Genomic DNA, 15,287 nt, shown 5'->3' with positions numbered 1-15,287 from the left:
ACTGTTCGTGGGTACAAGGCAGCTTGAATCGTTCCTCAGCGCAATGCTGATAAGTAAAATTCGGCATGAAAAAGCCCCCGGCAGTACCAGAGGGCTTTCGGCTTTCAAGCTGTGTCAGTTCTATTCAGCTTTTTCTTCGGTCTTCTTGGCCGTCTTCTTTGCAGCCTTCTTTTCCTCAGGCGTTCCGGTTTCCTCGTCCTCGTCGTCCGCCAGAAGCTCCTCCCGGCTCACTTTCTGATCAGTGACGTCAACCTGGCCCAGAAGGTGATCGACCACCTTCTCCTCGAATAATGGTGCGCGCACCGAGGCGAGCGCCTGAGGGCTTTGCCTGTAGAAATCGTAGATCTGCTGCTGCTGATCCTGCGGATAGCGCCGGATCGTCTCTATGAGCGTGCGCTGCATCTCGTCCTCGGAGACCTGGATGCTGGCTTCTTCGCCAATCTGCGCCAGGACGAGCCCGAGCCGCACGCGCCGTTCCGCAAGCTTGCGATACTCCTCGCGCGCCTCTTCCTCTGTCGTTTCCTCGTCCTCGAAGGTGCGGCCGGCAGCCTCAAGATCGCGCGTCACCTGCGACCAGATATTGTCGAACTCCGCCTCGATGAGCTTGGAGGGCGCCTCGAACTTGTAGGCTTCGTCCAAAGCATCAAGAAGCTGGCGCTTGGCTTTCTGACGCGTTACCTGGCCATACTGGCTTTCAAGCTGGCCGCGGATAATCTCCCGTAGCTTCTCCGCCGATTCGAGCCCCAGCTTCTGCGCCAGATCATCGTTGATCTGGAGCTCCTGCGGCGCTTCCACCTGTTTCACAGTTATGTCGAACTCGACCTCCCGGCCAGCGAGATGCTGTGCAGGATAATCTTCCGGGAAAGTGATGCTGAAGGTTTTCCTGTCATCCTTCTTGAGGCCCTCAAGCTCATCCTCGAAGCCGGGGATGAACTGCCCGTGACCGATCACCACCTCCGAATCCTCGGCGGAGCCACCTTCGAAAGGCTCTCCATTGAGCTTGCCCAGATAGTCTATGGTGACCTTGTCGCCCTTCTCAACCTTACCGTCCTTGGGTTCGTAAGTGCGGGCCGAATCGGCCACGCGAAGGATTTGCTCGTCGACTTCCTCATCCGTCACATCATAGATGGGGCGGGTGATCTTGATGGCGGACACATCCTTGATCTCGATCGGCGGAATGATCTCATAGGAGAGCGAGAACTCCAGATCTGCTCCGCCGGACAGGATCTTCTCGGCCTCCTGCTCATCCTCGGTCATGGAGACCTCGGGCTGCATGGCGGCCCGCTCGCCGCGCTCGGACAGGATGGACTGGGAGGACTCGGTAAGCATCTCGTTCACGACTTCCGCCATGAACGACTTGCCATACAGGCGTCGCAGATACTGCAGCGGCACCTTGCCGGGGCGAAAACCCTTTAGGCGGATCGTCTTCTTGGCGTTTTCCAGCCGCTCCAGGAGACGGGCTTCCATATCGCTGGCCGGCACTGTGACCTTGATCTCGCGCTTCAGACCTGAGTTGAGAGTCTCGCTAACCTGCATGCATCAAACCTTTGTGTTCACTTGCGCCGTAAAGACGGCAACTCACCAATCAGCCTGCCGAAATCCTGTTCCAGGTTGGTCTGGTGCGGGTGGAGGGATTTGAACCCCCACGGCTTTCGCCACCAGAACCTAAATCTGGCGTGTCTACCAGTTCCACCACACCCGCCTCGAAAACCGGCGCCTCCGAAAGCGCGGCGTTCTATATCATCTGCCTTCCAGCTATCAAAGGAATTTTGCCGAATTCATCATTTTCGGCGGACCAACCCTGAGCCACCCTCCTTCAATTGCCCCTGCAAGCCCTTGATTCAAGCCCGCCAGCACACCAAATGCGGCGTGTCTATGACATATCTGTTATTCTCCCCCGGAATTTTATGATGCATTGCACAATTGCATTGCTGCCATGCAACAATGGGACTTCAAAACAGCCGCGCGCATGGCTATCTAAAGGCCAGACAGCAAGCAAGAACAACAACTAACGCGAATAGCAGAACGTAAGAATAACGGTATGAAAATGAATTTGATCCGCAACTATCGCAACTGGCGCCGCTACAGGCAGACAGTTGACGAGCTCAGCCGTCTTTCCAACCGCGAGTTGGCTGATATCGGAATTAATCGCGGTGACATCCCCTACGTTGCACGTAGGGCGATCTAAGAGCTTGAGATCTCGCCGGGATTTCCTCCTCCCAATCCCGGCAGATACGACCGGCATCTCCTCCTCCCGATAGCCGGTCGACCAAAACGGCACCCGTCGGAACTCCTCCCCCGGCGGGTGCTGTTTTTTTGCATTGCACACAGTTGTCAGCACTTTTGCGCCTGGGTCGTCTTCCTAGCAAGTTATCGTTGCATCGCAACGTGCTTCGACCTATCTCTCTGGCTCATGGACATCAAACCCATTCATGTGATTGGCGGTGGGCTTGCGGGCTCTGAAGCCGCCTGGGCAGCAGCGGAAGCCGGCGTGCCAGTCGTCCTGCACGAAATGCGCCCCCTGCGCCAAACCGACGCGCACAAGACCGACTCCCTCGCCGAACTCGTCTGCTCCAATTCCTTCCGCTCGGACGATGCGGAAGCCAATGCTGTTGGCCTTCTTCACGCGGAAATGCGGCTTGCCGGCTCGCTTGTAATGCGTGCTGGCGATGCCAATCAGGTTCCAGCCGGTAGCGCGCTTGCGGTCGACCGTGTCGGCTTTTCACAGGCCGTCACGCGTGCCATCGAAGGGCATCCGCTCATCACTGTGGAGCGGGGGGAAGTGACAGGCCTGCCGCCGGCCCAATGGGATCAGTCGATCATCGCCACCGGGCCACTGACAGCGCCGTCGCTGGCCGAGGCTATCCGCTCCGCGACCGGGTCGGAAGCCCTTGCCTTCTTCGATGCCATTGCCCCGATCATCTATTTCGACACGATCGATATGGGCATCTGCTGGTTTCAGTCGCGCTACGACAAGATTGGGCCTGGCGGAACTGGGAAAGACTATATCAACTGCCCCATGAATAAGGCCGAGTACGAAGCTTTCGTACAGGCACTGCTGGATGGCGAAAAGACCGCTTTCCGGGAATGGGAGGGCACGCCCTATTTTGACGGCTGCTTGCCTATCGAGATCCTGGCCGAGCGCGGTCCGGAAACGTTGCGCCACGGCCCAATGAAACCGATGGGCCTGACGAACGCCCACAGGCCAGACGAGAAGCCCTATGCGGTCGTCCAGTTGCGGCAGGACAATGCGCTTGGCACGCTTTACAATATGGTGGGATTCCAGACGAAGCTTAAATATGCCGAGCAGGTGCGCATCTTCCGCATGATTCCCGGCCTTCAGAAAGCCGAATTTGCCCGCCTTGGCGGCCTCCACCGCAACACCTATATCAATTCGCCCGCGCTGCTTGACCGTACGCTTCAGCTCAAGACGCGGCCCGGCCTTCGATTTGCAGGACAGATTACCGGTTGTGAAGGCTATGTGGAAAGCGCGGCCATGGGCATGCTTGCCGGGCGCTTTGCCGCGGCTGAGCGCTTAGGCCGTCCAGTTGACGCGCCCCCGCCAACAACGGCGTTCGGCGCGTTGCTGAACCACATTACCGGAGGCCATATCCTGGCCAATGACGAACCAGGCAAGCGCTCCTTTCAGCCGATGAACGTGAATTTCGGCCTCTTTCCGCCGGTGGAGATACCGAAGGAGGAAGGCAAGCGCCTGCGCGGCAAGGAAAAGTCTTTCGCAAAGAAGCGCGCCATCACCTCGCGGGCCCTTGCCCATTGGAAGGAGTGGCTGGGCGTGCAAACGCCGGCCGCTGCCGAATAAAGCAGTCCCTTTTTAGAACTTGCTGAAATGATCTAATCCTTTCAGAGCCCCAGAAGGGAAGTCGCGCTCGACTTTTCTGGAGATCCTCTACCGCCAGTCGCGTCCTCTTAGCAGGATGGTGGTTTGCATGTTATGAAGCTGCGGCGGCTCCCCAATATCCGCATAAAGATAGGAAGGAATGAGCGCGATCCTGTGCTTTCCTGCCTCCAGTAGAATCTGGCCGATGGAACCGGTGCCGTCCAGCCGTGCCAATCTCTCAATCTCCGCATTGGAAATCGGAAAGCGGATACTCTCCTCTCCTGCCGTGAAGATAAGCGCGCCATCGTCGAGCGCGAGCGAAAGACCAGGAAGGGACGGAAGATCAACCGACACGGGTTTCTCCGCCCCGTCGTCGAGAAATACGTTCATAATGACCGTATCGAAACCTTCTACTGAGAACGCCTTAGGGTCCGATCCGTTGTTGATCGTATAACTACGGGGTCCGGGGCGGGGACTCGTCGGGTCGAGATTCCATGCCTCCGCAACGGTGACATAAGCGTCACCCTTTGCAGTTGTGAGGTCCATGCCCTCCGGTGCCACGCGCTCGACCGCATTATGCCCTGCCAGAAAGGAGAGCGCTGCCAGTGCCTTCGCCTGCTGCTCATCGGTAAGTGGCGGGTTCTCGACGATCTGAAGGAAACGGGCCGCTTGGCTGGAAATCGAGACACTAAAAGCGCCCTGCGGCCCGAAACCGGCTGCAAATAGAGCAAGGGCAGGCAGTGCTGCGATCAACCGGATATCTCCGCGCAGCAGGCTAGGGAAAACTTGCAGAACCATAAGGGCGGTTGACGCCAGCCCGAACAGAGCGAGCAGATAGCGGTCCGGCGTGAGGCCGAATTCTCCAATGCGAAGCATTAGCGCATAGAACAGAAGCAGTAGCGGAACAGGCAGGAAGAAAGGCCATAGGCGCAGGAAAAGGCGTGTTGGCGCGCGGGCGCGATCAAAGAAGGGATTGATAAGCAAGAGTGCTGCAAAGATGCAGAGACCGTAGACCAGCACCAGCCAACCGATCTGCCCCTGCGGCATCTCGCCGGTCAGAATGATTCGCACTGCGTAAAGGTGCAGGATCACCGCGTAGAGGATGAGCAGCGGTGCGACGATGTAATCGCCAAGCGCTCGCATGCCGCGCTCCATCAGCCCCTCCATCGCTGCCGCAGGCGTTTCGTCGAAACGGCTTGGCAACTGCCCGATGGCAAAGAGCGGCGCGGCAAACAAAGTGCTGAAAGCCCAGATATGCTGATAAAGATCGTCGGGGATGGTGAGCCCGAACAGAAGCGAAAGGCTTACCAGGATCGCGGAGATGCCCCCTGCGAGGAACAAGAGCACCAGCAACCCTAACAGGCTGGCAAATGCCACGCGCACGCTGAAAACCCAGAAGGAACGGCTGTCGCCGCGTCCAATAAAGGGTGCAACCGGTACAAGAGCGCCGACCGCTAGAACCATCGTCCATTGCTGCGTCAGGAAAATGTGCGGAAAAGCAATGAGCGCGGTGACCACGATCCCGAATGCAAATGCTGCCACTGTGCGTGTCAAAGCGGAAAGGATGCGCGCTTCGCCGAAAAGCGTTGCCGCGAGCGCTGCCAGCGCGCCACTAGACAAGGCAAAGATGAGATCCGTATCTGTTGGCTGCCCGTTTGCTTCCGCTGTAAACCAGTGAACCTCGGCTATATGGAGATGGGCTTGCAGGGTTGACGCGAAAAGAAGGAGGGCCGGCACAGGAAAACGCCAGACCGCCTCGCGCAGACCGGTAATCATCTCGATTGCGATGTCGCGCCAGCCCGTGCCGGGCTTCGCCCCCTCGGTCGATGCTCGCAATGTAGATTCCTCCAAAAAACGGCTTTAAAAAACCCGCGTGACGAACCAAACAAGCGCGGCAGAAATGCGGCCAGCCTGATGTGCTGGAGACGTCAGCAAACGTCTTCCTTCCTGTACTGCGCATCAAAATAGAAACGGGCGCTCGCCCGAAGGTTCATGCGGCGCGCTCGATGCGGATGACCTGCGGCTTATCGACGAGAGGGCCGTCCCGGGTAATGCTTTCGACCGCTTTCCGCACCGCCGCCTCCGTGGTTTCATGCGTAAGGAGAACCACCGTCTTGTGCTCCTCGCCCGTCGCGTCGCCATGCTGGACAATGGATTCCAACGATATCTCGTTATCTGCCATCCGCTTGGCGATGGTGGCGAAAACACCCGTGCGGTCCTGAACGGTCAACCGTATGAAGTAGCCGCCCTCATGCGCGCGCATGCGGGCACGCTTGTAGGGCTCAAGCTCGCGCACGGGCCGAGCGAAAACGGGACCATGCTGAAAGCCCGGCCTGCTCTTGGCGATATCGGCGATGTCGCCGATGACCGCGGACGCGGTTGCGGCTCCGCCTGCACCTGGCCCAGAAAGAAGAAGTTCGCCAAGCATATCGGTTTCGATTGCTACCGCGTTCGTAACCCCGTGGACCTGCGCGATAACGGAGCCCGTCGGCACCATGGTAGGGTGCACACGCTGCTCGATGCCGCTTTCGGTACGCTGGGCGACGCCCAAAAGCTTGATCCGGTAGCCAAGGGAGGCAGCGGCCCTGATATCGGCCTGGGTGATGTTTGAAATGCCTTCCATGTAGATGTCATCGGCAGATATACGGCAGCCGAAGGCAAGGCTCGTCAGGATCGACAGCTTGTGCGCCGTATCGTGGCCCTCGATGTCGAACGTGGGGTCCGCTTCGGCATAGCCGAGTCGCTGTGCTTCCCTGAGGCAGTCCTCGAATGAAAGTCCTTCCGCCTCCATGCGAGTGAGAATATAATTGCAGGTACCGTTCAGAATGCCGAAAACGCGGGAAACGGTGTTGCCGACAAGCGCCTCGCGCATCGTCTTGATGACCGGGATGCCGCCCGCCACGGCAGCCTCATAGTTGAGGAGCACCCCCTTCTTTTCGGCTATCTCCGCAAGCTGTACGCCATGCCTGGAAAGAAGCGCCTTATTGGCGGTCACGACATGGTGGCCGGCTTCGAGCGCCGCCCGGACGGAGTGCAGGGCCGGTCCCTCCTCACCGCCGATCAGCTCAACGAAAACGTCAATCTCGGAGGAGCCTGCAAGCGCCACGGGATCATCGAACCATTGCGCATTGCCAAGGTCGATGGCCCGGTCACGTTTCCGGTCACGCGCTGAAACTGCAACCACCGCGATCTCGCGCCCGCACTGCCGAGTAAGTTCCGCTGTCTTGCCGGCGAGCATGCGGGCGACGCTCGCACCAACAGTCCCGAGACCGGCAATTCCAATGCGCAAGGGTTCAGCCATATCGGGCCTTCCGATGTCCTTCATTTGGTTAAGCCGCTTAGCGGCTGGCGGCTAACGGGATGACCTTCTCAGACGCCTCTGGCGCGGTGGCAAAAAACCGCTTGAGGTTTCGCGCTGCCTGGCGGATGCGGTGTTCGTTCTCCACAAGTGCGATACGCACATAGTCATCGCCATGTTCGCCAAAGCCTACGCCGGGAGCGACCGCAACATCTGCCTGCTCCACCAGAAGCTTCGAGAACTCAAGCGAACCAAGGTGGCGGAACGGTTCAGGAATGGTCGCCCAGGCAAACATGGTGGCCGGCGGGGCTGGTACCTGCCAGCCGGCCCGCGCGAATGACTCGACAAGCACGTCACGCCGCCTGTGATAGACGGAGCGCACCTCTTCGATTTCCGACCCGTCGGAGTTGAGCGCAGCAGTGGCTGCCACCTGAATGGGAGTAAAGGCGCCATAATCAAGATAGGACTTCACCCGCGCGAGCGCTGCAATCAGCCGCTCGTTGCCGACGGCGAATCCCATGCGCCAGCCCGGCATGGAATAGGTCTTGGACATGGAAGTGAACTCGACCGCCACGTCCATAGCGCCAGGAATCTGGAGAACCGACGGCGGTGGCGTACCGTCAAAATAGATTTCCGCATAGGCAAGGTCCGAGAGGATGATGATGTCGTGCTTGCGCGCGAAAGCCACCACGTCCTTGTAGAAATCAAGTGTCGCCAAATAGGCCGTCGGATTTGACGGATAGTTGAGGATGAGCGCGAGGGGCTTCGGAATGGAATGGCGGACTGCACGTTCCAGGGCCGGTATGAATCTGTCGTCCGGTTCGGCCTGCATGGAGCGGATGACTCCTCCCGACATAATGAAGCCGAAGGCATGGATCGGATAAGTGGGGTTGGGGCACAGCACTACGTCGCCCGGCGCGGTAATGGCCTGCGCCATATTGGCGAAGCCCTCCTTAGAGCCAAGCGTCGCGACGACCTGCGTTTCCGGGTCCAGCTTCACCCCGAACCGCCGGGCGTAATAACTGGCTTGGGCGCGGCGCAGGCCCGGTATCCCGCGCGAGGCCGAATAGCGGTGCGTGCGCGGATCGCGTACGACATCGCAGAGTTTGTCCACGATGGCTTGGGGCGTCGGCAGGTCCGGATTGCCCATACCTAGATCGATGATATCGGCGCCGCGCGCGCGCGCGCCAGCCTTGAGCCGATTGACCTGCTCGAAGACGTAAGGCGGAAGCCTGCGTACCTTGTGAAATTCTTCCATGATTTCCGTTCCGGGCGATAGCTGTCGCCCTCTTACACGTCTTCGCCCGGCCGGTCGATAGTCCCTTTGATCTGGCGGTCTATTCGCTTGCATCAATCACGTCGAGCCGCTCCCGGGCGTGACTTTCTGCAAGCCGCCGCAGCCGCTCCCTCTCTTCTGCCGATTGCGTTGCGGAAGGGCCTGTGCTCGCCCGCAAACGAGCCGAGCCAAGCTCGCGTACGAGCTCCTCCCTTTCCGCATCGGTTATCTGAGGCGCTGCTGCAACGGCCGGGATATTGAGATTCGGGTAGCCATCCGGCTGGCTCGCATAATCCGCCGCTGGCTCCATGGTTGCGTCCTGGGTTCGGCTTGCGCAGGCAGAAAGAAGCCACGGCGTGAGACATGCAGCCGCAATCAAGGAAAATGGTCGTATGGAAGGCGCATATTTCATATGTTCAAGCAACATTCCTAATGGCCACCGTGCTATATCAGCATAGCGGGAAGGGAGAGGTCCAGCGCGAAGAATGGCAGCCGGTGAGAAGAATGACAGGGATGCGCAGGAAAGCGGCGCTTCGCGGCCTTTCATGGCGAATGATCCGGAACGTCTTGCCGCCAATTTTGCGCGCGCGATAGAGGAAGCAGGCAAGGCGGCCAAGGCTTGGGTGCGCCCGACCGAGGCGGGGCAGACACCCGATCCGACGGCGGAGATCTTTGCCGACATGGTGACGACTCTCTCGAAGCTAACCGAATACTGGACCTCTGAATCCTCGCGCGCCCTGGAGGCGCAGACGCGGCTCTTTGCCAGCTATATGGACATTTGGACCGCTTCGATCCGTCGCATAGATGGTGAACCGGCCAGCGGCGAGATTGTGGCCCCGGATCCCGGCGATAAACGCTTCGATGACCCGGACTGGTCAAGGAACCCGTTTTTCGCCTTTCTCAAGCAAGCGTATCTTGTGACTGCACGCTGGGCGGCGGAGTTGGCGAAGGATGCGGACGGTCTGGACACACAAACGCGCCAGAAGGCACAGTTCTATGTCCGCCAGTTCACCGAAGCTCTTTCGCCTTCCAATTTCGTGCTCACAAATCCGGCGCTGCTGCGGGAGACGCTGGCCTCTGATGGAGAAAATCTTGTGCGCGGCATGCGCATGCTGGCCGAGGACATATCCGCAGACGGCGGCTCGCTCCGGCTGCGTCAGTCTGACAACACCGACTTCAAACTGGGCAGGAACATCGCGAACACGCCCGGCAAGGTGGTGGCGCGCAGCGATCTTGCCGAGATCATTCAATACGAGCCGGCAACAGAGTCGGTGCTCAAGCGGCCACTCATCATCGTTCCGCCCTGGATCAACAAATACTATATCCTCGACCTTGCGGCCGAGCGCTCCTTCATACGGTGGGCGGTCGAGCAAGGGCACACCGTCTTCGCCATCTCATGGGTCAATCCCGACGAACGCCACAGGTCAATGGGCTGGGACGCGTATGTTTCTCAAGGTATCGGGCTGGGCCTTGACACCATCATGGAACGCACCGACGAGCGTCAAGTGAACGCCATCGGCTATTGCGTGGGCGGCACGCTACTTGCCGCTGCCCTCGCCCGAATGGCCCAGGAGCGTGACGACCGGATCGCTTCCGCCACCTTCTTTGCCGCCCAGGTGGATTTTACGCATGCCGGGGATCTCAGAGTCTTTGCCGATGCCGAGCAGATCGAAAGGCTGGAAAAAAGCATGAGCGGGCGAGGCTTTCTGGAAGGCAGCCATATGTCGGCAGCGTTCAACATGCTAAGGGCACGCGATCTCATCTGGCCCTATGTGGTCAACAGCTATCTGCGCGGCCGCAATCCCCCGCCCTTTGACATCCTCTTCTGGAATGGGGATACCACGCGGGTAACCGCAGCCAATCATTCCTATTATCTGCGGAATTGTTATCTGGAGAACAATCTGGCGCGGGGTCGGGCGATCCTCAACGGCAAGAGAATCAGCCTCTCCGACATTAAGATCCCCGTCTACAATCTGGCCGCGATGGATGATCACATTGCACCTGCGCGTTCGGTGCTGCGCGGCAGCCATCTTTTTGGCGGGCCGGTGGACTTCGTGCTTGCCGGCTCCGGCCATATAGCCGGCGTAGTCAATCCGCCCACACTGGGAAAGTACAGGCATTGGACCCGTGCCGGCCTTAAGGACAGCCTGGAGGAATGGCTTTCCGGCGCGCGAGAGGAACCCGGATCGTGGTGGCCGAACTGGCAGCGGTGGATCGAAAGGCAGGATGATACCAGGGTTCCGGCACGAAAACCCTGTCCGAAAAAAGGGTTCCTGGCAGATGCTCCGGGAAATTATGTTATGATTCGACACAATTTGTGAAAGAAAATGAAAGCGTTTCTAGTCTTTTACAGCCAGGTCGACTCGCCCAAAACTTGCTAACGGTTTCCAGTTTAGTTACCAAACATTGTTCGCGCACGCGTTCGGGGGACATGAACAAAGCGTAAGCGCTTTTCCCCAAAGTGAAATCTGCTGAAGAGGAAGGGCTCTTGGCTGTCAGTGGTCCGGCCTCGACCGGAAAGCAAAGAGACAGACATTTCCAGCGCCGCATTCTTGTAGCCGCGACCAGCTGCCTCTTTGCTGCGGCGTGCTCCGTCTCGGATCCGAACAGTCCAGAGCTTGCATCGAATTCCTTCCATAGTACTGCGCTGAGCGACAGCGTTGTTTCCGGTGCTCCGCCCATCGCTGTAAGTGTCGGCGCCGGAATCGACATTTCCAATGGCGGACTCGTACGCCCTTCCCTCCTTGCACAAGGCGAGGCAGAATCGCCAGATGCGCCTGCGGAAGCGACAGTGCCGGGGAGCAACGATCGTTCCACCCACACCGAAGCAGACGAGCCCGAGGTGCCACGATCTGCCGGGCGGGCCGGACTGACGGAAGAGCCTTCTGGCTTCGAGCCCGCCTCCCCCGCAAATCCCGGCGTCTTTGCAATGCTCTTTGCGGCCGACAAGCGCACCGATGGCAAGCCGGATCAAGCTCATGCGGAGGCCACGGAAAGCTCTAGCGGTACGGCCTCCGCTGGCTCCAAAGCGCAGAGCAAGCCTCCGGATGCCGAAGCTGCTCCATCCGATCCGGCCCTCGATGCGAAAAGGGAAACGGTCACCGAAGAGGTTATCAAACCGATCCTCGCCGATGCTGCGGAAATTAAGCAGGCAGAAACCTTGGAGAAACGAGGATTTTTGTCGAACTTCTTCTCACCGGCGAATAAGCGCCCCCAGGCGCTCGAAGCTCAACGCCTGTCGGATACGGCTGCTGTAAGTGTCGAGAAGAAGGACGAGACGAGCGAAAGCCACAAAACACTTTCTACTGAGACTATCAAGCCAACCGCTATCCCGATGGCGGCCGCGATGTTCACCAGCGATGCATTGCCCGGTGTCCGCGCACGCGAACAGCTCTTTGAGGTAAAGCGCCACTCGGCCATCGGTGACGATGACGATATAGACCTTTACGAAGAGGAGATCCCTTATCAGGTGGCGTCCGCCTCTGGCCTTGCTCGTCTTGCGCCGAACGGGCTGCTGAAGCAGCGCGAAAGCGTGGATGTTTCGTGCCTCAAGCCGGCATTGGTGCAGAAGCTGCGTGCCATCGAGCGGCACTTCGGCAAGCGTGTAGTCGTAACCTCCGGCTATCGCAGCCCAGCGCATAACAAACGCGTGCGCGGCGCGCGAAATTCCATGCACATGCACTGCGCCGCAGCCGACATTCAGATTGAGGGCGTCACCAAGTGGGAGCTGGCAAACTTTGCGCGGTCATTGCCCGGGCGAGGCGGAGTGGGCACCTACTGCCATACCAAATCGGTTCACGTCGATATAGGCCCTAAGCGGGATTGGAACTGGCGCTGCCGACGCAAACGCTAGCGCAACGGCCATTTAACGAGCGCGTAGCGGCTTTCTTGCGATAATTCCAGCATTCAGTTTTGTTGAAGAGATTGCAGACAATCGGATCGCTCTCCGGAGGCCATTGAAGGCTCTGGCTGCGGCGGCGCGCAGGTGAGCCTTGAGCTTGGCGAGCCAATTTCGATGAGGTCGGGGCTCTAGGCGCCAGGAAGAAGAACCATGCGCCGCGCTCCTTCAGCATCCAGCGACGCGCGCACTTTTGTGGACGGCGAGTCACCGAGAATAACGACATCGCCCTTCGACGTCGGCGCGAGCTGAGTAGCCGCCCAAGTGTTGAAGCACGCACGGTTGATGGCCTTCGCGATCTCAAGGCGTCGGACAGGCCGATGACAGCTCAAGCAGGCGATGAAGGTCTTTGCGTTTTCCAATGAACGAAAGGGCGTTGGCAAGGAGCGTGTGCCGCATGGGATGCGGCCGCGCAGCCACATCTTGGTGTTGAAGGAGGTTGTCGACAGGACCGGGCGAGGGGTTCGAGCCGCATCCTCCCAGGCGCAGATTGATCCACGGGCCGTCCAGCCCGAACCACGCCGCGCATGCATTTTCCGGCGCTATCAGGGCTTATTTATATATGGCCACAGCGACACAGGAACCGGGCCAACTCGGGCGGATCGGCCCACAAATCATGCTTCACCAGCCTGGCCGACAGTTTCTCCATAGTGATATCCGGCTTGGTCCTCGTTCGTGCAGATCAACGAATAGCTCTCGCCCATGATCCACCTCCAATCACGGTGAACCCCAAATTAGATCCCAAGCGGATTCTTCGCATAACATCAGAGTGGTGGCAGGTCCCCTCGCCTCCACTCTTCCTGGATTTCTGCGCTGCGCTCGGCCAATCTTCCCGCCTCAATTGCGCGGCGAATATCCTCCATCAGACGCTGATAATAAGCGAGATTGTTCCAGGTCAGCAGCATGCCCCCAAGCGCCTCGCCCGACTTTACAAGATGGTGCAGATAAGCCCGGGAATAGCCGCGTGTTGCGGGGCAATCGCTCTCCTCGTCAAGCGGCCGCGGATCCTCGGCATGCCGGGCGTTTCTCAGGTTCACCCTTCCACGCCGGGTGAAGGCAAGCCCATGGCGCCCGGCGCGTGTCGGCATCACGCAGTCGAACATATCTATTCCCAGCGCCACCGATTTCAGTATGTCATCGGGCGTGCCGACGCCCATCAGATAACGCGGCTTGTCAGCCGGGAGCGCCGGACAGGTTGCCGCCAGCATATCAAGCATAACCTCTTGCGGCTCGCCAACTGCGAGCCCGCCCACCGCATAGCCCTTAAGGTCCATGGCAGCCAGCGCCTCTGCCGAGCGCAATCGCAGACGCGCATTGTCGCCGCCCTGCACGATTGCGAACATCGCCTTGCCTGGCTGGTCACCAAAGGCCGTCTTGCAACGTTCAGCCCACCGCAAGGAAAGTTCCATGGCCCTCTCGATCTCCCTTTCGGGCGCTGGAAGACGCAAGCACTCATCCAGCTGCATCTGAATATCGGAATCCAGAAGCCCCTGGATCTCGATGGAGCGTTCCGGCGACATGTGATGCACTTCGCCATCCACATGAGAACGGAAAGTGACGCCCTCTTCCCGCACCTTGCGCAGCGCCGCCAGCGACATAACCTGAAAGCCACCGGAGTCGGTCAGAATCGGCCACGGCCAACGGATAAATTCATGCAAGCCGCCGAGACGGGCGACCCGTTCCGCTCCAGGCCGCAGCATGAGGTGGTAGGTGTTGCCGAGGATGATGTCGGAGCCAAGTGCCCTCACCTGCTCCATATACATGGCTTTCACTGTTCCGCCGGTTCCCACCGGCATGAAAGCAGGCGTGCGGACCACTCCGCGCGGCATGGAAATCTCGCCGCGTCGCGCATTCCCATCGGTGGCAAGTACGCGGAATGTAAACTTTTCGCTCACGCCTCATCCCTGAAAAGCAGGCTGGAATCGCCATAGGAATAGAATCTGTATCCATGCGCAATCGCATAGGCATAAGCCGCCTTCATAGTATTCAGTCCGCTGAAGGCCGAAACCAGCATGAACAATGTCGAGCGGGGTAGGTGGAAATTGGTCATCAGAACGTCAACTGTGCGAAAGCGGTAACCTGGTGTGATGAAGATATCCGTTTCACCCGACCAGGGCTGAACCTTTCCTGACCGATCGGCGGCGCTTTCCAACAACCGCAGGGAGGTCGTGCCCACCGCGACGATCCTGCCGCCTTGCGCGCGCACTTCGTTCAGCGCTGTAGCGGTTTCCGCATCAACCTCGCCCCATTCGGCGTGCATGCGGTGAGCCTCGGTATTGTCTGCTTTCACCGGCAGAAATGTGCCCGCCCCCACATGCAACGTCACAAAATGGCGCTTAATGCCCTTGGCATCCAGCGCGGCAAAGATTTCCGGGGTAAAGTGCAAGCCAGCGGTGGGAGCGGCGACCGCTCCCTCTTCGCGCGCGTAAATAGTCTGGTAATCGGTGCGGTCGCGCTCATCGTCTGGCCGTTTCGACGCAATATAGGGCGGCAGCGGAATGTGCCCTGACGCGGCGATAGCCTCGTCCAGTACTGGCCCGGAAAAATCGAAGACCAGCAGCGCATCGCCGCCCTCACCCTTTTCTGCAACCGTTGCATCCAGTGAACCAAGGAAGCAGCTTTCCGCATCATGGCCGAACTGGATACGCTCCCCCACCCCCACGCGCTTGGCCGGTTTCAGAAATGCCCTCCACCGGTCTGGCGCCTCGCGCATATGCAGGGTCGCTTCGATATGAGCGACGGCCTCCCCGCGCCGGCGCAAACCGGAAAGTCGGGCGGGAATCACCTTCGTATCATTGAAGACGAGCGCATCGCCCGGTTTCAGAAGGTCCGGAAGATCACGGACGACAAAGTCTTCCAGCCCGCCATCCGGGCGCACGACAAGCATGCGGGCAGCGTCGCGGGGATTGACCGGCCGCAACGCGATCCGCTCTTCCGGCAAGTCAAAATCAAAAAGATCAACACGCACGCCGTACTC

General features: G+C 59.2%; 11 protein-coding genes and 1 tRNA gene. 4 read left to right on the top strand and 8 right to left on the bottom strand.

The genetic code is table 11. From position 1 onward, the window contains the following. Positions 1–120: 120 nt before the first annotated feature. Positions 121–1,536 (bottom strand): trigger factor, encoded by a 1,416-nt coding sequence (gene tig, locus HUS57_RS07365; protein ID WP_173932199.1) that lies wholly within the window; start codon positions 1,534–1,536, stop codon positions 121–123. An 81-nt stretch (positions 1,537–1,617) separates the two neighbouring features. After that, a tRNA-Leu gene (locus HUS57_RS07360) sits at positions 1,618–1,702 on the bottom strand. A 345-nt stretch (positions 1,703–2,047) separates the two neighbouring features. Here HUS57_RS07360 and HUS57_RS07355 point away from each other — a divergent pair. Both HUS57_RS07355 and trmFO read left to right on the top strand, forming a co-directional pair. After that, positions 2,048–2,188, top strand: coding sequence for a DUF1127 domain-containing protein (locus HUS57_RS07355; protein ID WP_173932358.1), 141 nt, complete (start codon positions 2,048–2,050; stop codon positions 2,186–2,188). A 225-nt stretch (positions 2,189–2,413) separates the two neighbouring features. Then, positions 2,414–3,820 carry a methylenetetrahydrofolate--tRNA-(uracil(54)-C(5))-methyltransferase (FADH(2)-oxidizing) TrmFO gene (gene trmFO, locus HUS57_RS07350; RefSeq protein WP_173932198.1) on the top strand — a complete coding sequence of 469 codons (1,407 nt, stop codon included), beginning with the start codon at positions 2,414–2,416 and terminating at the stop codon, positions 3,818–3,820. Between the two features lie 87 nt (positions 3,821–3,907). On the opposite strand, the gene HUS57_RS07345 is transcribed toward trmFO, so the two are convergent. From HUS57_RS07345 to HUS57_RS07330, 4 genes are all read right to left on the bottom strand, one after another. Then, positions 3,908–5,674 (bottom strand): DUF4153 domain-containing protein, encoded by a 1,767-nt coding sequence (locus HUS57_RS07345; protein WP_173932197.1) that lies wholly within the window; start codon positions 5,672–5,674, stop codon positions 3,908–3,910. 154 nt (positions 5,675–5,828) lie between these two features. Then, a complete protein-coding gene (locus tag HUS57_RS07340) occupies positions 5,829–7,139 on the bottom strand; it encodes a homoserine dehydrogenase (protein WP_173932196.1) in 1,311 nt (436 codons plus the stop codon). A 37-nt stretch (positions 7,140–7,176) separates the two neighbouring features. Continuing rightward, positions 7,177–8,394, bottom strand: a complete 1,218-nt coding sequence (locus HUS57_RS07335) for an LL-diaminopimelate aminotransferase (RefSeq protein ID WP_173932195.1) — start codon at positions 8,392–8,394, stop codon at positions 7,177–7,179. Positions 8,395–8,473: 79 nt separating this feature from the next. After that, positions 8,474–8,722 (bottom strand): hypothetical protein, encoded by a 249-nt coding sequence (locus HUS57_RS07330; protein ID WP_173932194.1) that lies wholly within the window; start codon positions 8,720–8,722, stop codon positions 8,474–8,476. A gap of 175 nt (positions 8,723–8,897) precedes the next feature. Here HUS57_RS07330 and phaC point away from each other — a divergent pair, with 175 nt between their 5' ends. Next, entirely contained in the window at positions 8,898–10,733 is a 1,836-nt protein-coding gene (gene phaC, locus HUS57_RS07325; protein WP_173932193.1) for a class I poly(R)-hydroxyalkanoic acid synthase, read from the top strand. A gap of 167 nt (positions 10,734–10,900) precedes the next feature. Further along, on the top strand, positions 10,901–12,265 hold the full coding sequence (locus HUS57_RS07320; protein ID WP_246727767.1) for a YcbK family protein: 1,365 nt from the start codon (positions 10,901–10,903) through the stop codon (positions 12,263–12,265). An 809-nt stretch (positions 12,266–13,074) separates the two neighbouring features. On the opposite strand, the gene tgt is transcribed toward HUS57_RS07320, so the two are convergent. Further along, positions 13,075–14,205 (bottom strand): tRNA guanosine(34) transglycosylase Tgt, encoded by a 1,131-nt coding sequence (gene tgt, locus HUS57_RS07315; RefSeq protein ID WP_173932192.1) that lies wholly within the window; start codon positions 14,203–14,205, stop codon positions 13,075–13,077. Then, a complete protein-coding gene (queA, locus tag HUS57_RS07310; RefSeq protein WP_173932191.1) occupies positions 14,202–15,278 on the bottom strand; it encodes a tRNA preQ1(34) S-adenosylmethionine ribosyltransferase-isomerase QueA in 1,077 nt (358 codons plus the stop codon). Before queA ends, tgt begins: the two co-directional genes overlap by 4 nt. Positions 15,279–15,287: the final 9 nt, after the last annotated feature.

The organism is Chelativorans sp. Marseille-P2723 (assembly GCF_902809845.1).
Classification (GTDB): Bacteria; Pseudomonadota; Alphaproteobacteria; order Rhizobiales; family Rhizobiaceae; genus Chelativorans.
This window is presented reverse-complemented; position numbering and strand designations above follow the sequence as displayed.

Excerpts from the sequence above, each read along its gene's own strand:
- tig (WP_173932199.1), bottom strand. The coding sequence starts at position 1,536 with ATGCAGGTTAGCGAGACTCTCAACTCAGGTCTGAAGCGCGAGATCAAG.
- HUS57_RS07355 (WP_173932358.1), top strand. The coding sequence starts at position 2,048 with ATGAATTTGATCCGCAACTATCGCAACTGGCGCCGCTACAGGCAGACA.
- trmFO (WP_173932198.1), top strand. The coding sequence starts at position 2,414 with ATGGACATCAAACCCATTCATGTGATTGGCGGTGGGCTTGCGGGCTCT.
- HUS57_RS07340 (WP_173932196.1), bottom strand. The coding sequence starts at position 7,139 with ATGGCTGAACCCTTGCGCATTGGAATTGCCGGTCTCGGGACTGTTGGT.
- HUS57_RS07335 (WP_173932195.1), bottom strand. The coding sequence starts at position 8,394 with ATGGAAGAATTTCACAAGGTACGCAGGCTTCCGCCTTACGTCTTCGAG.
- HUS57_RS07330 (WP_173932194.1), bottom strand. The coding sequence starts at position 8,722 with ATGGAGCCAGCGGCGGATTATGCGAGCCAGCCGGATGGCTACCCGAAT.
- phaC (WP_173932193.1), top strand. The coding sequence starts at position 8,898 with ATGGCAGCCGGTGAGAAGAATGACAGGGATGCGCAGGAAAGCGGCGCT.